The sequence below is a fragment of the Marinomonas algae genome (genome assembly GCF_047525555.1).
Taxonomy (GTDB): Bacteria; Pseudomonadota; Gammaproteobacteria; order Pseudomonadales; family Marinomonadaceae; genus Marinomonas.
In genome coordinates, this window is the sequence record NZ_JBLIXK010000008.1 from 111,760 (window position 1) to 128,067 (window position 16,308).

Genomic DNA, 16,308 nt, shown 5'->3' on the forward strand with positions numbered 1-16,308 from the left:
CAACAGGATGAACTGTTAGCCAACACCCTAACGTCGCCTGTTATAAATACAATATAAGACAAATAGTCAGAGGAAACCTTGTATGCCTTTAATTAGTATGCGTCAACTGCTGGATCATGCTGCTGAGCACAGCTACGGTCTGCCAGCTTTTAATGTGAATAACATGGAACAGGTTAAGGCCATTATGGAAGCCGCCCATGAAGTGAATTCACCTGTTATCATGCAAGCATCGGCTGGTGCTCGTAAATATGCCGGCTCACACTTTTTACGTCACTTGATTGCTGCTGCTATTGAAGACTACCCACACATTCCTGTGGTAATGCATCAGGATCATGGAACCTCTCCTGCTATCTGTCAGCGTTCGATTCAGCTTGGCTTTTCGTCTGTCATGATGGACGGCTCGTTAGAAGCAGATGGTAAAACCCCAGCAAGCTATGAATACAATGTTGATGTTACTCGTCGTACTGTTGAGTTTGCTCACGCATGTGGTGTGTCAGTTGAAGGTGAGTTGGGTTGCCTTGGTTCATTGGAAACTGGTCAAGCGGGCGAAGAAGATGGCGTTGGCGCAGAAGGTATTTTGTCGCACGATCAAATGTTAACGGATCCTCAAGAAGCCGTAGATTTCGTTAATGCAACTGGCATTGATGCGCTTGCGGTTGCGATCGGTACAAGTCACGGTGCTTATAAGTTTACACGTCCACCGACTGGCGACATTCTTGATATTGAACGTATCAGCCAAATTGTTGAGCTTCTTCCAAATACGCACATTGTATTGCATGGCTCTTCTTCTGTTCCTCAGGATTGGTTGTCTATTATCAACGAGTTTGGTGGCGACATTCCTGAAACATACGGTGTACCGATTGAAGAAATCGTGAAAGCCATTCGTTACGGTGTTCGTAAAGTGAATATCGATACAGACTTACGTTTGGCAGCAACTGGCGCGATTCGTCGTAGTTTGGCTGAGCACAAAGGGAACTTTGACCCTCGTAAGTATTTAACAGAAAGTATTCGTGCAATGAAGGCTGTTTGTATTGATCGTTACGAAGCGTTTGGTTCTGCTGGTCAGGCTTCTCGCATTCATACGTTTGATCTAGAAGAAATGGCGGTTCGCTACGAACGTGGTGAATACAATAACGGACGTATTTTCTAAGCAAATTGTTTAGTTATTGTGCGAGCAAAGGTGAAAGGCAATATTTTTTAAGTTTTTTGATAAATAAGTTAAAAAAACTATTGACCAGAAAATTCATTTACCTATAATGCTCGCCATTCCTTGCGGGAGTGGTGGAATTGGTAGACACGCTGGATTTAGGTTCCAGTGCTTCACGGCGTGAGAGTTCGAGTCTCTCCTTCCGCACCATATTTAAAAAAGCTGACTTTATGTCAGCTTTTTTTTGTCTGTAATTTGTCTCTACGCTTTTTAAGTCTCAGGATTCGCTTTAAACGAGTGTTTTTTTGCATTTGTTTTTAATTAGTTATTCACGTCCTCACGAAATTTCGCTAATTTGGTTAGAATGACACCTTTATGTGCCTTCATCGGATTGATTCATGCGAAGACTGTGGTTTTTGGTTTTATTTATTTTCTCTGCATTTTCTGTTCAAGCCTCGAATATGACGCGTGATTTAATGAGCGATGATGTCTTCCAGCGGTTGATGCCTAGACAAGGTCCGTTGATCGAGCTTTTTACTTCTATTGTTCATTCTCCTCCGGTTTCCATTTTAAGAACTCAAAATAAGCCCATCAGTATTGCGGTGCTACTATTTGGTGAAGCGGACACTTTGGCGAATGAAGCTTTGTTGCTGTCTTTTAAGCAAAGGATGCGAGAGTTAAATATCGATTATCGATTAGATATTTATGTCTCTAATTTAGAGGATGATGGTGATGTCAGCTCTTATATGAAAATTGAGAAGAGCGCGCCAGATTATATTGTGATGACAAAATTAGGGATGGTGCAACGGCGTTTCTTGGAGCGCTTTTTATATGGAAACAAAACTAAAGTGCTTCTGTACGATTTTTCAACACCTTTGACGCATTGGGTGGATCGACCTCCGCTCATGTATATTGGGTTTGATCAAAGACAAGCGTCAAAGCAACTAGCGAGTTATTTAGACCGCCAACTTCCAAAACAGGCAAAAATGTCGGCGTTAGTATTGCCGGATAATTATCTTGGTCACATGCGCTGCGATGCTTTCTTGGATGAAATCACCCAACTTGGTCGCACTGTTCATACGATTGATGTTGTTCAGGATTCACAAGAGCAAGCGGCTGAATCAACGAAAGCTTTATTGGCAGAGACTGAGGTCGATTTTATCTTTAGTTGCTCTGCTCATATTTCTGAAGGCGTACTTGCGGCTTTCAAAGAAACGGACAATCAAAGAGTGCAAACTAATGGTTGGGGGCTGACTCAAGAGGGTGTGAGAGGACTTGCTAATCCGAGAATAAAAGCCAGTGTATTGTTTATGAAAGATTACCTATCTGTTGCGCTCGCAGAGGCAATCAAATTGGATCTTGAAGGAAAAAATATGCCGAACCTTTATGTCGCTCGTTCAACCTTGGCTCCTTCAGAATTAGATTTTGACAGTTTACGCTTGATGGTGAGTCAAGCTTACCCATATTCGGTGATGTTATGGCAGAAGTAGTTCCGATTAGTTTACGACATCGCTTGCAGAGTAAAGCTTTCGCTTTATTGTCTGTGATCTTTGCTTGTATGTGTCTGATTGTTTTTTATTTAGTTGTGGTTCTGCATCAGTCTTTCTTGGAAAATAATTTTGTCTCAAGGCATAAATCTGTAGAGCAAGCTTTTAATAATTACCTAGATCGCGCTGAAGATGAAATGCGGCTAATTACTCAAGACCTTTCTTTGAATAATTACACATCAGGACGAGAGTTAGACCTTTTGTTTAGCCATCATGATGCGTTGTTTTTTGGTGAGTTGGACTTCTTTTATATTGAATGGAGTCACGGTCAGCATACGATGGATCCACGAGCGCGTTTATTTACCCAAGCGCAATTTCGCCCTTTGCTTCAAAAAGGGCTGATCAATAAATGGGTGACGGTTACCACAGAAGATAATCTGGTCTTCTTGATGTATAAGAAAAAAATCGTTTCTGATGAGCAAAGAAATATAGGCTTTTTGTATGGTTTTATTTCATTAAAGGAAAATGTCACCTTTGCAAGTGCGCTGCTGAGTAGCGATCAAGTGGCTGCGGTTCGTATCTCCGATAAATCAGGCGGGACAACACAAGTTTTATTAGAAGAAAACAAAATGGACCTTGAGGGAACAGGAAAGGTTTTGTTTTCCAGTTGGCCTTTGATGTCTTCTGTTCAGGCCGATCTTGAACTAGAAGTGGGTCAGAAAACCAGAGCATTGTCAGGTCTTGTTATGAAAGTGCTGCCTTTTGTTCTAGGCGTTGGCTTTGTGATGCTGGTGTTCTATTTCTTACTTATGTACCAAATTAGACGGTATGTTTTTGTGCCTATTGAGCAGATGGCTTATCGGAGCAATAAGTATTTGTTGCCCTACAAGGAGCTACTTCCATTACAACAAAGAGCCGAAGCAGATAAAACCTTTATTGAGTCGAAAGAGCAACGTTTCCAGCTTCTTACGGAATCGGTGCATTGCGCCATTATTTTTTGTAATGAAGTGACAGAAATAGAAGCGATTAATGCGGAAGCCAGAGAGTTGTTCCCTGACGCGACGAAAGCTCGGACTATTTTTGATTTTATGCCGATTTCTTGTCACCAAAATATTCAAGCAGCATTAAAGGGCGAAGTAGGTGTGAAGTTTGACATTACTTCTGAGGACCAAAGGCGTATTTATAAATGGCAAGCTCACTCTTTTGTCAATGAAAGTGGCTATCAAGGGCTGTTATTAATTGGTCGAGATATGACGAAAGAAATTAGCTTGATCTGGCAGCTAGAACAGCTGCAACCGCTTTCTGTTGCCGCCGAAAAAAGAGTGAATACAGAGGCGATGCTGAGCGAATTAACTTACCTATCTAGGTTGCCACAACACATAACTGCCGCACAGCTCAGGGGCTGGATTGCTTTGCTGACGTCTGTTTTGGACGAGATTGGCAATGTGGATGAAGAAGTTACTTACTTGCCGTTTGGTGAGCTTCTTGCCCAAGAAAGTGCTCATGTTGTTAAGGTGATGGGAATTGAAGCCAATAGGATGTTGTTAGACTGTCCATTAGAGGTTGGTGTTCAAGTGGTGGCAGTGAACACCTACTTAAGAAGCTTAATGCGTGTTCTATTTATGATGGTGATGTCGAATGATATGGAGGAGCGACGTTTAAGCATTAAAAGCCGAGGTTCTGATTTTGAGTTAGTTGTCATGCATGACATGGCGTCTCGACCATTGTTTTTCTGGATGATTAAAGCGCTATTAGACTCCTTGGAAGGAGAGAAGAAAGTCTTACGTCACAATGCATTACAACTGAATTTCAGGCTGGAAGAGATAGAAACAGCGGATGACTTGACGGCCTTATCGAATAAATTGTGTGTTGCTTGGGTCGTGAATGATTATCCCAATGTCAGTATGGTTCAGGAGTCATTGGCTAAATTCGGTGTTTCTGTTGAGAAATATGCTTCCACGGACAGCTTCTTTACTCAAGCCAGCGAAGTCACTAAGTTCGATGTTGTTCTCATCAGTTGTGATCAAGATATGGATTCGCAAAGGAATATGACTGAGGCGCTCAAGCTCAAATACCAAAGAGATAAGCTACCGATTATTTGGCTCAATAGTATTTTCCCCAAATGTGTAGATCCGGATGTTTTTAGTTTAGTGGGATGCCCTTCGGACTATGTTCTACATAAGGCGCTATTGGGAGCAAGTCAGCTTGAAGGCATTATGCCGATTCTCTCTAACAATCAAACGAACTCTTGGGTCATTGTTGGTGGCAGTCGAGTGAGTAAAGCGATCTGGCATGCCGAACTGGAGACCTATGATTTAGGTGTGCAGTGGTTAGCCGATTTATCGAATTACTCGGCTATGCTTTCTTATCATCCTCAGGCGTCTCTAGTGCTACTAGAGCCTCAGCCAGGCTTGTTGTTGCAAGCGATTCAAACCTCGTTTCCTGATGTGCGCTTCTTTTCAGTACAAAGGTGGGACGAAATGCCGGATAATGTGGCTATTTTTGAAATGAAGCAGCCTTACTCAGGTGAGCAGATACGACGATTTACTGAGTACGTGACTCAGGAAGTCTAAACATTAGGAGTAAAGAATGAGTGTAATTGGATTAATTGGTGCCATGGATGAAGAAGTGGCTGTCATTAAAGAATGGATGACAGATGTTCGTGAAGAGAGCATTGCTGGTTGTGACTTTTTTATTGGGCACTTTGAAGGAAAAGATGTTGTTCTATTAAAGTCTGGTATCGGTAAGGTAAACGCGGCGGTGTCTACAACATTATTGTTGTCTCAGTTTAAGCCAGAGTACGTCATCAATATTGGTTCTGCTGGTGGTTATGATCCAGAGCTGCAAGTAGGCGACGTGGTCATTTCAGATCAGGTTGTTCATCATGATGTCGATGTTACTGCGTTTGGTTACGCAATGGGTCAGGTGCCAAATATGCCAGAAACCTATGGGGCTGATGCCTCTTTGATTAGCCAAGCCCAAAAGGCATTTTCAGCGGTAACTGATGTACAAGCTAAAGTAGGTCTGATTGGAACAGGGGACAGTTTTATGAACGACCCTGTGAGAGTTGAAAAAGTACGAGAGACCTTTCCATCATTGGTTGCCGTTGAAATGGAAGCCGCAGCCGTAGCTCAGGTTTGCCATAAATTTGAAGTGCCTTTTGTTGTTGTGCGTTCGTTATCGGATATCGCTGGCAAAGAGTCATCAAAAAGCTTTGAAGAGTACCTAAAAGTGGCAGCGGAAAACTCCTCTTTGATGATTCAAGAAATGTTAAAAGGCAATTAATTGATGCTGCCTTGCAAGGAATGCATTTTATTGGCATGGATGACCGTTTTTTTATCCAGTCCTGCTTGGTCTGAAGATGCTTTAGAGGCTGTGCCTCTAGAGCAAACTGAGATACAGAGTGATTCTTCTGCTGAAGACGAAATAAAAGATCTGCCTTGGTGGCAAACAACCCATAGTACTGTATCAAGGACAATCGGCAGTTGGTCAAACAACATGGATGCATTTTTATCCGGAAGGCCAAGTTTGTCCTCTTCCGAAAGTCAGGTTCAGATACGTTTTGGTCCGATTTTGGAAGAGGAATCAACAACCGGATTTTTTGATCTGCATGCTCAGTGGGAATTACCGAATACAAAAGATCGACTTCATCTGGTTATTGAATCTAACGGTGATTCATTGACACCGGAAAATGTGAGGAATGAAGCGTCAGAGCAAAATAGCGTGCTTAGTTCAGCATTAGACTCCAGTCTTTCGGCGGCGGTTAGGTTTGTACGCTCTGATTTAGGGGCAGATTTTGACGCAGGTATCTTGCTGGACTTTCCACTTGACCCTTTTGTGCGCCTGCGGTTCAAGCAAGGAACAGATAATACTCGGCTTCGTTGGTGGCAAAAACAGGAAGCATTCGCTTACTATTCTCAAGGTGTTGGTGCTCGCTATGTATTAGGCGTGGATTATAAACAGACGGCGTCGGTGAATTATGGTACTGACTTTAGTTTGGTGTGGTTGGATAAGGAAGGGCTTTTCTATGCACGAGAAAACCTTTTCTTTCATCATATGATTAACGACCGTAATCGACTTAATTATCAGCTGAGCTTTCTGCAATCTGGTGAACGTCAGCTTTCATCTGACTCCTTTCTATATAATCTCCAATACGAACGCTTTTTATACAAGGACTGGTTAATTGGTCAGGTAAAGCCGCAGTTTACCCATGAAGAGGAAGACGATTATGAAGGCGTGTTTTCATTGACTTTATCTCTTGCGATTCTGCTTGGACCAGAATATTTGAACTAATACGGTTCGATCCTCTTTTCTCGTATACCGGGAAGTCATTAGATTTGTGTGGAGGGAACTCGTATAATGCCGCGTTTTAAGAACCTTAGTACTTATTTAAGAGAATGAGCCATGAGACCGGATCAAATCCAACCAGAATTATATGAACAGCAGCTGCAAGATAAACAGGTTGCATTGGCCGAGTTAATGGCGGACTTATCCTTGCCGGAAATGGAAGTGTATGCGAGTCAACCGTCCCATTACCGTATGCGAGCTGAGTTCCGTATCTGGCATGAAGGTGATGATCTATATTACGCCATGTTTGATTCTGCGGATCCTCGCACACCAATTCGTACTGACCAATTCCTCGCGGCGTCTTCTCTTATTAATGATTTAATGCCAAAACTGATTGATGCGGTTCGAGATGTTCCAGTATTGCGTCATAAGCTTTTTCAGGTAGATTTTTTAACGACTACAACAGGCGAAGCGTTAATCAGCTTGCTTTACCATAAGCCAATTGATGAAGAATGGAATCTTGCCGCCCAAGGTTTGGACGCTGCGTTTCCTGCTTGCCATTTTATCGGCCGAAGCCGTAAAAAGAAGCAGATTCTGACTCGCGACTTTGTGATGGAAACATTGACGGTTCATGGTCAGAAATTTCATTATCAACAAGTCGAGAACAGCTTTACTCAGCCGAATGCAGGTATCAGTGAAAAGATGTTGGAATGGGCGCTGGATGTCACCGAAAATGCTTCTGGTGATTTATTAGAAATGTATTGTGGCAATGGTAATTTTTCAATTCCTTTGGCTCGACGTTTTGACCGAGTGGTTGCGACAGAAATTTCAAAAGTGTCTGTTAATTCAGCACAGCTTAATATAGCCATAAACGGCATGCAGAATATCCAAGTTGTGAAAATGGCCAGTGAAGATGTCTCTGCCGCTTTGAATGGTGATGTCGAGTTACCAAAAACCTTGGTTCAGGCTGGTGTCAGCGAATTGTCTCCTTCCGTTGTTCTTGTTGATCCACCGCGAGCGGGTTTAGATGATGCAACAGTGGAATTGGTGAGAAAGATTGATGCCATTCTTTATATTTCCTGTAATCCAGAAACACTAAAGTCCAATTTAGAGGCGCTATCCAGCACACATGAAGTGGTTCGATATGCCATGTTTGATCAGTTTCCTTATACGCATCACGTGGAAACGGGCGTGTACTTGCAACGAAAAGTGCAGCTTTAAAGGAGTGAAGTAGCAAGTTTTATGGCTAAAGCTTGCTATGAATCTTGTTCTCGTTTTAATGAGAGAATCGACATTAGGTTACAAATTATTCTGTGTTAAGATAAGCGCAAAATTTCCCCCCACAACCATAGAGAAGTCGAACGAGCCATGAGTAATAACTCACTAGACAAAAATAAAATCAAAATCTTGCTATTAGAAGGTGTTCATCAATCTGCATTAGATGCATTGAATGACGCTGGTTACACTAATATTGAGTACCATAAAACAGCCTTAGCAGAAGATGAGCTAATCGAGAAAATCTCGGAAGCGCATTTTATCGGCATTCGATCTCGTACTCAGCTAACAGCAAAAGTACTAGAGCACGCTAACAAGTTAGTTGGTATTGGATGTTTCTGTATTGGTACTAACCAAGTTGATTTAGACGCGGCAAGTGCAAAAGGCATTGTCGTCTTCAATGCACCTTTCTCGAACACACGTAGTGTGGCTGAGCTTGTTCTTGGTCAGTTGATTTTATTGCTTCGTGGTATTCCTGCTAAAAACGCTGCATGTCATCGCGGTGGCTGGATTAAGTCTGCAGTGGGTTCTTATGAAACTCGTGGTAAGCGTTTGGGCATCATTGGTTACGGTAGTATAGGAACGCAGTTGAGTGTTTTGGCTGAGTCTTTGGGCATGGAAGTGTGCTTTTACGACATCGTGACTAAATTGCCACTGGGTAACGCTCGCCAAATTAAAAGCTTGAAAGAGCTTCTTTCTACCAGTGATATTATTAGTTTGCATGTTCCTGAAACGAACTCTACAAAACTGATGATTGGCGAAAAAGAAGTGTCACAAATGAAGAAAGGCTCTATCTTCATTAATGCTTCACGCGGCACAGTTGCAGATTTGGACGCTGTTGCAAATGCCATTAAAGCGGGCGATCTAGGTGGCGCAGCAGTAGACGTATTCCCTGTTGAGCCAAAAGGTAATGATGAAGAGTTCGTTTCTCCTTTGCGCGGATTAGACAATGTGATTCTTACGCCACACATTGGCGGTAGTACAATGGAAGCACAGGAAAATATCGGTGTTGAAGTGGCTGAGAAGCTGATTAAGTTCTCTGACGTTGGGACAACCATTGCAGCGGTTAACTTCCCTGAAGTGGCGTTGCCTGCTCAGTCCGATAATCATCGTATTTTGCATATTCATGAAAACCGTCCAGGTGTACTTTCTAAGATCAATGGAATCTTTTCTGAATACAACATTAACATCACTGGCCAATACCTTCGTACAACGGAGAAACTAGGCTACATGGTAATGGACGTGGATGCAGAAACGGGTGAGCTTGCCCTTGAGAAAATGAAAGAAGTCGATGGCACTATTAAAGCCAGACTTTTGTTCTAATTTTCAAATTTCGGGTTTATCAAATAAAAAATCCAGCCAAATCGGCTGGATTTTTTTATGTCTAGAATCTCATGCAAAACTAGCGACTAATGCCGAGAGTTGTCGTGATGTCTTGGATCTTAGTTTTGATGTTGCTTGCCATTCTAGCCAGGAATTCTTCGGATTCATTGGCTTGCTCTCTTATTTTAACCACTGCGCTGTTTAAGCTATTCATTCCTAATTTTTGCTCAGCAGCATAGCCTGTGGCTTTTTTCGCCAAATGAGTGGATTGTTCCGACTTTTCAAGAACTTCTTGTGCGGATTGCCCTAGTGCTTGTGTGAGACTAATTTGTTCCGTTGAGGCGCTTTCCATTAGGTTGATGTTTTCCTTCAGCTTGCTGGTGGCGCGAGTAAGCAGAGAGAAAATCTCGGTAATCTTTTCTAATGATTCTTGAGTACTGCTAGACAGTGTTCTTACTTCGGAGGCAACAACGGCGAATCCTCGACCATGCTCGCCAGCTCGTGCTGCCTCGATTGCAGCATTCAGAGCGAGTAAGTTGGTTTGCTCTGAAATGTCTCTGATGCTTCCTACAATGGAAGAGGCGCTTGATACGGAAGATTCCAAATCAACCAGTGTTCTTTTGCTGCTATTGAGCCTGTCTACAGTGGTTTGATTGGCAACGGCGAGCGAAGCGGCTTGATCGACACTGTGTGTCATTGCGGCATTTGTATCGGCAGCATAAGTGGCCACTTCTTGTGCTCTTACTTCGGCTTTGTTGGCGATGGTTTCAACCTGATTAGACAAGGTTAATGTGTTATCGATTTCCTTGCTTGAAGCCATATTCAAAGCATGAACTTCGCCAAAAGCATCGAGCATTTCGTTGAGTGATGCCGAAATGTTGGCAAGTTCAGTGTCTTTCTGTTGGCGCTGCTGTGCCATTTTCTCAAGGTAGAGATTTAGGTAGCGAGCCACATCCGTTAATTCATTGTTTTGTTTACTTAGTTGAATGGCGCTCGTGTCTTGATGTTCAACCAAGTTCTTCACTGCAGAGTAAAGGTCTCTCGCACTGCCAACCACAACACGGCTTTGGAATTGGTGAACTAAGGTTGTTACCAATAACATTAAAATCACAAAAGCAGAGAAAGCGATAAGTGTCTGCTGTTGTGTTTGTTCGGCATTGTCTTGAATAGTATGAGAGCCGTTGTTGATGATGTTTTTTAGTTCAATGATTAATTGACGAATACTTTGTTGTGCGTTTAAAGCACTTTCAATGTTCGATAGGCTGGATTCAATGTCTTTTAAATATCGGCCAGACCAAGTGTGAAGCTCGCTTTTGGTGTCTTCTAAAGGGTCAACAATTTCTGTTTCCTCTTCGTCACTTGTCCAACCCATTAAGGCGGATAAATCGTCAACGTCGTTGTTGCTTTGCTGTTCTTGCAAAACCAGTATAGGAAGCGAGTTAAGTTCTTGAACATGATCTTGAAAACTCGCAATGGAATCGATCAAGCGCTGATAGTTGACGTCATTCTTTTGTTTTAAATAATCGTCTTTTGCTTGTCTCATATGAGCTAAGCCACCATAAAGGTGTGCTTGGCTCGCCAGATAAATGGCTGCGTCTTGTAGGTTTTTTGCGTCAATGAATTCCTGTGTTTTATCTGCAAACACATCAAGAGACAGGCGCATTTGTAGCTCATTGTTCTCAATTAACGCATATGGGTTGCCGGATAATTTCCCAGCCGCGCGCACGTCTGACTTTAGACTCGCTTCAATTCGTTTAAGCTGCGCGAGAATGGGAGCTTGCACTGAGCTCGGTATATTGTCTAAAGATGGGATAATCGTATTTTGTATAAAGTCTTCTGCTCCCTGCAACTTTGATGCTTCACCTGTCGATAAGTAATTCTCAATAATCTCGTTTAGCTCGATCGCAGAATGCCCCCATACTTTGTTATAGGCATCATTTTGCTCGAATGCATTACGAAATTGGAGAAGACTCCATAACAATAAAGCGATTAATAGACTAGCAATGACAAAATAGCTGGCCGTTGTGGTTCGAGTTACTTGGGATATTTTCAATTTAAAGCACGCCTTAATTACATAAAGTTACGTTGCGTGCCACCATAACTGGAATATGTGACAAAAATATTTCAGTGAAGCGTTTGGCGATATCTTCCACAAAGTACGATATTTTCGACTTTGTATTATTTACGACATCAATCTGATTAAAAGCGACATCTTGAGCGCAAATATGTCATTTCTGTGAAAAAAAGCTGTCCCTGTCACGAATTGGTCATTATTTTGTATTAGATTGGTTTTTTATTAAAAGCATGTTTAATAAAAAATGTGTTTTAAAAGCAATTAGATTTAAGTGCTACTTTCTTAACGCAACACAACCATTTAAAAATACAGGAGCTCAAGAATGACTCTTTCTCGTCGTCAATTTGTAAAAGGTGCCACTGCAGCTGGTGCTGTTGCAGCAACTCCGTTTTCAATCAACCGTGCAATCGCAGCGAATAAAGAGCTACGAATCTATGCGTGGGCGGGTTATATCACGGATGAAATGTTGTCTGATTTCAAAGCAAAAACAGGTATTAACGCAACCTTTACGCCTTACGGAACCAATGATGAGCTAATGAACTCGCTGCGTGCTACAGATGGCACCGGCTTTGACATCATTATGCCAACTGTTGACCGTGTTCCTGGTTATGTTGACTACGACTTGGTTCAGCCTTTAGACGTAAAAAGAGTTAACTGGGATGGTTGTTTAGAAAGTGCACTGGCTGGCTCGGATGTTGGTGGGATTGTGAACGGCAAGCGTTACTTTGCTCCAGCTGACTGGGGAACAGAGGCGATTGCTTACAACACTGAATACGCAAAAGTTGACCCTAAGAATTTAAGCTACGGCGATTTGTGGTTACCTGAAAATGCTGGTGGCGTTACTGTACGCGGCCATTCATCTTTGGTTGGTATCGGTTTGTGGTTAGAAAAAGCAGGCAAACTGCCTTATCCATTGTTGGATTCTTACAAAAATGAAAAAGCCATGCGCGCTAACTTTGATGTGATTCTAAAAGTAGCGGCAGAGAACAAAGCGTCTATCGCTCAGTTCTGGTCAACTGAAAACGAAGCACAAGGTGCGTTTAGAACCAATGGTGCGGTAATCGGCCAAACTTGGGATAGCACAGCCTTTAAGCTGAAGACTGAAGGTGAACCTATCGCTTACGGTGCACCAAAAGAAGGTGCGTTGGCTTGGATGGAAGGCTTTGTGATTCCGAAGAACGCCAACAATGTGGATTCCGTTTATGAATTCATTAACTGGTATTACACGCCAGAAGCGGGCGCGATGTTTGTTAAATCAACAGGTTATAACTCTACATCGAAAGGTGCTGACGCTTTGTTGCCTGCTGAAACAAAACAATTCTTCCAAGACTCTTATTCTGAGCAAGACTTGGCGAACCTTTGGTGGTGGCCAATTCAGGAACCATGGTACGTGGCACTTCGTAACGAGTACCAAGACCGTTTCTTGTCTGCTTAACTTGTTTCAAAAGCCCCTCGCAGACCTTGTCTCTGCGAGGGGCTTTTTTATTCTTATTTATTAATTTTCGAGGAGTCTCATGGATAGCAGTGTTCATTTGAATAATGTCGTCATGCAGTTTGGTGACTTTACCGCGATTCAATCTACCGACTTACAGATTCAGTCGGGCGAGTTCTTTAGTTTTCTGGGTCCATCCGGCTGTGGCAAAACGACCATTCTAAATATGATCAGTGGTTTTCTAGATCCAACCAAAGGTGATGTGAAAATTGGTGGTCAATCCATGAAAGGTGTTCCTGCCAACAAACGTCCCACTTCCATGATTTTTCAAAACCTTGCGTTATTTCCTTTGATGACAGTGGCCGAAAACATCGAGTTTGGCCTTGAAGTCCGTGGCGTGCCGAAAGCTGAGCGTAAAAAGACATCAGATCGTTTATTGGAGTTGGTTGCTTTAGAAGGCAGCGGGACAAAACGAGTCTCAGAATTGTCTGGCGGGCAGAAACAGCGTATCGCCATTGCTCGAGCTTTAGCGGTTGAGCCACAAGTGTTATTACTTGATGAGCCTCTTTCAGCCCTCGATTTAAAGCTACGCCAACATATGCGGACAGAGCTAAAAGAGATTCAACGTAAAACGGGCATCACCTTTATCTATATTACCCATGATCAGGGTGAAGCTTTGACCATGTCTGATCGAGTTGCCGTTATGTCAGCAGGGCGTATTCAACAAGTCGCCGACCCAATTACCTTGTATCGTGACCCGCAAACCGCTTTTGTTGCGTCGTTTGTTGGAGAGAACAACAGTATCGCAGGTAAAGTGACTGAAATTAACGAAGGCTATGCCGTGATTGACTGCGCTGGACTAGGCATATTGTCAGGTCGCGCCCAAGGTGAATTGAAAGTGGGTGACGAGGCGACTTTGTTTGTTCGCCCAGAGCATTTCCGACTTGAGGCCGAGGAAGGTATGCATGCTTTGCAGGCGACCATAGAAGAGATCAATTTCGAAGGCGCTTATCTAACTCTTAATGCGAATACCGCCAGTCATAAAACCCTATCTATTCAACTGGCTGCTCACCAGTACACGGATGCTTTACAAAAGGGCGCGCAGATCAAGCTGTCTTACCATCAAGCAGATGCCGTAGTGATTGGAGGAGGTGACGATGTTCAAACAGCTTAAAGCTCGCTTTGGAAGTGGCTTGGCGGTTGGCATTATCGGCATGATTGCGATTTGGCTGATTGGCTTGGTAATACTGCCGCAGCTATTGATGATTGATTACTCCTTTCGGCCAAACCTACTACCGGCTGAGATTGGTGGGCCAAAAGATACTTACTCACTGGTCAACTACGACACCTTATTTAACAACCAAATCCATTTGGCGATTTTCTTTAAGACCATTTGGTCGAGCGTGCTAGTGACTGTGCTAACGCTAGTTGTTAGTTATCCAATTGCCTTTTACTTGGCGAAAGTGGCTACTCCACGCCAAGCGGCCTTGTGTCTACTCTTACTTATTATTCCCTTTTGGATTAATGAGATTTTAAGAACCTTCTCTTGGTATATCATTCTTGCGTATAAAGGGCCTTTGAATGCGTTGTTGCTCAGCTTGGGATTGATTAATCGACCAATACGTTTTTTGTCCGGCGATGGCGGCGTGATGTTAGGCATGGTGTACGCCTATATTCTCTTTATGGTGTTTCCTATTTATAACGCCATTGAAAGTTTAGATACCAACCAAGTGAAAGCGGCACGTAACCTTGGTGCTGGCTGGATGCGCACTCATTATCGAGTCATTATTCCTCATGCGAAACCGGGTATTGCAACGGGCTGCATTATGACCTTTATGTTGGCGGCAGGGAGTTACGCCGTACCAGCTTTGCTAGGCTCACCGGGTAGTCGTTGGTTTACACAAATTATCTATAACTGGTTCTTTGAAGGCGGTAATTGGAACCAAGGGGCGGCTTATGCCTTCTTGTTGCTTGTTATGTGTATTGGTTTCATTGCTTTTGTTATGCGGGTCTTTAAAGTTGGATTAGGAGATATCGCCAAATGAAGTCAGAAACCATTATGCGTATCGGGGTGCGCTTCTATATCGGTATCTTTTTCCTATATCTTTTTACGCCACTTATTATCATGGGGGTTGCGACCTTTAATGATAGCCGCTTTCCTACTGTCTCTCCTTGGAAAGGCGCCACACTTAAGTGGTTTGAGGCATTGGCTCAAGACGGTGCTATGTGGCAGGCGCTATGGACCAGTGGCATTGTCGCATTAGGCGTTTTGCTGGTGGCTGTGCCCATTGGTATCTGTTGTGCATTATTGCTTTCAACTTACCAGGGGCGTGGCAAAACCTTCCTATACACCTTGATGATGTCGCCCTTGCTAACTCCAGGAGTAATCGTGGGTATCTCCACACTAATCTTCTGGAAAAGCTTATCAGTGAGTGGCGGGGTGTTCTTGACGGTTGTTGCGCAAACGACCTTTATTGCCGCCTATGTAATGCTGATGGTACTGGCTAGACTGCAGCGCTTTGATAGAACACTAGAGAATGCGGCGTTGAGCTTAGGGGCGACCCAGTGGCAGACGTTTAGACGCATTCTTTTACCTTATTTAAAACCGGCAATTATTTCCGCTGCGGGTATCGCGTTCTTACAGTCCTTCGAAAACTACAACACAACCTTGTTCGTAAAAGGCTATGACACAACTTTAACGGTTTACATCGCATCTAAAGTTCGAACCGGACTGACACCTGCGGTGAATGCTTTGGGTTTAGTGATGATCTCAGTGACCGTTTTGCTGGCCATTGTCTACGAAGTGAAACGACGTAGAGAAATGGCGGGAAATCAAAACTAGATTCTCAAGGTTAGCCAAGCCCATTCCTGTTTCTGGAATGGGCTTTTTTTTGCTTTTTTGTTCGAAAAATAATCAAAAAAACGATCGATTGATGAGAAAACACACAAATATGACAGAAAGATAAATTAATCGTCTTTTTTGTCAGAAAAGGGTTGCACAAAATCTGTAGATCCTTAATATACGCCCTCGCTGACACGGACAGGGCTTAGCATCTTAATTAAGTTTAAGAGGTTGAGTAGCTTAAGTGTAACGGCAACGCTCTTTAAAATAGATAATCAGATAATTTGTGTGGGCGCTCGCTGGAGACTTCAGAAGATCGGCTGCTAACTTTTAGTTAGTAAGTTGATCAAAAAAATTGAAGTCTTACGAGACGTCAAACACGTCAATTCGCTTTATAAGTAAATTGTTAGTGTTTCGATACTTGAGTAAGCAAACTTTTTA

12 protein-coding genes and 1 tRNA gene are annotated in these 16,308 nt (G+C 42.9%); 12 read left to right on the forward strand and 1 reads right to left on the reverse strand.

What is annotated here, in order from left to right; all coding sequences use genetic code 11:
* The first annotated feature begins 82 nt into the window (after window positions 1-82).
* The 8 genes from fba (at window position 83) to serA (ending at window position 9,519) form a co-directional block, all read left to right on the forward strand.
* Entirely contained in the window at window positions 83-1,150 is a 1,068-nt protein-coding gene (gene fba, locus ACMUMQ_RS11870) for a class II fructose-bisphosphate aldolase (protein ID WP_347983554.1), read from the forward strand.
* Window positions 1,151-1,272: 122 nt separating this feature from the next.
* Window positions 1,273-1,357: transfer RNA gene (locus ACMUMQ_RS11875), tRNA-Leu, on the forward strand.
* Window positions 1,358-1,545: 188 nt separating this feature from the next.
* Window positions 1,546-2,637 (forward strand): substrate-binding domain-containing protein, encoded by a 1,092-nt coding sequence (locus ACMUMQ_RS11880; RefSeq protein ID WP_414682200.1) that lies wholly within the window; start codon window positions 1,546-1,548, stop codon window positions 2,635-2,637.
* Window positions 2,625-5,207 (forward strand): LuxQ periplasmic sensor domain-containing protein, encoded by a 2,583-nt coding sequence (locus ACMUMQ_RS11885; RefSeq protein ID WP_414682201.1) that lies wholly within the window; start codon window positions 2,625-2,627, stop codon window positions 5,205-5,207. Before ACMUMQ_RS11880 ends, ACMUMQ_RS11885 begins: the two co-directional genes overlap by 13 nt.
* A 16-nt stretch (window positions 5,208-5,223) precedes the next feature.
* Window positions 5,224-5,919 carry a 5'-methylthioadenosine/S-adenosylhomocysteine nucleosidase gene (gene mtnN / locus ACMUMQ_RS11890; protein ID WP_414682202.1) on the forward strand — a complete coding sequence of 232 codons (696 nt, stop codon included), beginning with the start codon at window positions 5,224-5,226 and terminating at the stop codon, window positions 5,917-5,919.
* Between the two features lie 3 nt (window positions 5,920-5,922).
* Complete coding sequence (locus ACMUMQ_RS11895; protein ID WP_414682203.1) at window positions 5,923-6,927, forward strand: hypothetical protein; 1,005 nt, start codon at window positions 5,923-5,925, stop codon at window positions 6,925-6,927.
* A 111-nt stretch (window positions 6,928-7,038) separates the two neighbouring features.
* Window positions 7,039-8,142 (forward strand): tRNA (uridine(54)-C5)-methyltransferase TrmA, encoded by a 1,104-nt coding sequence (trmA, locus tag ACMUMQ_RS11900; protein WP_414682204.1) that lies wholly within the window; start codon window positions 7,039-7,041, stop codon window positions 8,140-8,142.
* 147 nt (window positions 8,143-8,289) lie between these two features.
* Entirely contained in the window at window positions 8,290-9,519 is a 1,230-nt protein-coding gene (gene serA, locus ACMUMQ_RS11905) for a phosphoglycerate dehydrogenase (RefSeq protein ID WP_414682205.1), read from the forward strand.
* A gap of 79 nt (window positions 9,520-9,598) precedes the next feature.
* On the opposite strand, the gene ACMUMQ_RS11910 is transcribed toward serA, so the two are convergent.
* The gene (locus ACMUMQ_RS11910; protein ID WP_414682206.1) at window positions 9,599-11,572 is read right to left on the reverse strand and encodes a methyl-accepting chemotaxis protein; all 1,974 of its coding nucleotides are present in this window, start codon (window positions 11,570-11,572) and stop codon (window positions 9,599-9,601) included.
* Between the two features lie 343 nt (window positions 11,573-11,915).
* On the opposite strand from ACMUMQ_RS11910, the gene ACMUMQ_RS11915 reads away from it, so the two are divergent.
* The 4 genes from ACMUMQ_RS11915 to ACMUMQ_RS11930 all read left to right on the forward strand — a co-directional run bounded on the left by ACMUMQ_RS11915 (window position 11,916) and on the right by ACMUMQ_RS11930 (window position 15,867).
* Window positions 11,916-13,028 carry an extracellular solute-binding protein gene (locus ACMUMQ_RS11915; protein WP_414682207.1) on the forward strand — a complete coding sequence of 371 codons (1,113 nt, stop codon included), beginning with the start codon at window positions 11,916-11,918 and terminating at the stop codon, window positions 13,026-13,028.
* Window positions 13,029-13,107: 79 nt separating this feature from the next.
* The gene (locus tag ACMUMQ_RS11920) at window positions 13,108-14,199 is read left to right on the forward strand and encodes an ABC transporter ATP-binding protein (RefSeq protein ID WP_414682208.1); all 1,092 of its coding nucleotides are present in this window, start codon (window positions 13,108-13,110) and stop codon (window positions 14,197-14,199) included.
* A complete protein-coding gene (locus ACMUMQ_RS11925) occupies window positions 14,183-15,070 on the forward strand; it encodes an ABC transporter permease (RefSeq protein WP_414682209.1) in 888 nt (295 codons plus the stop codon). Before ACMUMQ_RS11920 ends, ACMUMQ_RS11925 begins: the two co-directional genes overlap by 17 nt.
* Window positions 15,067-15,867 carry an ABC transporter permease gene (locus ACMUMQ_RS11930; RefSeq protein ID WP_414682210.1) on the forward strand — a complete coding sequence of 267 codons (801 nt, stop codon included), beginning with the start codon at window positions 15,067-15,069 and terminating at the stop codon, window positions 15,865-15,867. The genes ACMUMQ_RS11925 and ACMUMQ_RS11930 overlap by 4 nt, the downstream gene beginning before the upstream one ends.
* Window positions 15,868-16,308: the final 441 nt, after the last annotated feature.

Excerpts from the sequence above, each read along its gene's own strand:
- ACMUMQ_RS11885 (WP_414682201.1), top strand. The coding sequence starts at position 2,625 with ATGGCAGAAGTAGTTCCGATTAGTTTACGACATCGCTTGCAGAGTAAA.
- trmA (WP_414682204.1), top strand. The coding sequence starts at position 7,039 with ATGAGACCGGATCAAATCCAACCAGAATTATATGAACAGCAGCTGCAA.
- ACMUMQ_RS11880 (WP_414682200.1), top strand. The coding sequence starts at position 1,546 with ATGCGAAGACTGTGGTTTTTGGTTTTATTTATTTTCTCTGCATTTTCT.
- serA (WP_414682205.1), top strand. The coding sequence starts at position 8,290 with ATGAGTAATAACTCACTAGACAAAAATAAAATCAAAATCTTGCTATTA.
- ACMUMQ_RS11920 (WP_414682208.1), top strand. The coding sequence starts at position 13,108 with ATGGATAGCAGTGTTCATTTGAATAATGTCGTCATGCAGTTTGGTGAC.
- ACMUMQ_RS11930 (WP_414682210.1), top strand. The coding sequence starts at position 15,067 with ATGAAGTCAGAAACCATTATGCGTATCGGGGTGCGCTTCTATATCGGT.
- mtnN (WP_414682202.1), top strand. The coding sequence starts at position 5,224 with ATGAGTGTAATTGGATTAATTGGTGCCATGGATGAAGAAGTGGCTGTC.
- fba (WP_347983554.1), top strand. The coding sequence starts at position 83 with ATGCCTTTAATTAGTATGCGTCAACTGCTGGATCATGCTGCTGAGCAC.
- ACMUMQ_RS11895 (WP_414682203.1), top strand. The coding sequence starts at position 5,923 with ATGCTGCCTTGCAAGGAATGCATTTTATTGGCATGGATGACCGTTTTT.
- ACMUMQ_RS11925 (WP_414682209.1), top strand. The coding sequence starts at position 14,183 with ATGTTCAAACAGCTTAAAGCTCGCTTTGGAAGTGGCTTGGCGGTTGGC.
- ACMUMQ_RS11915 (WP_414682207.1), top strand. The coding sequence starts at position 11,916 with ATGACTCTTTCTCGTCGTCAATTTGTAAAAGGTGCCACTGCAGCTGGT.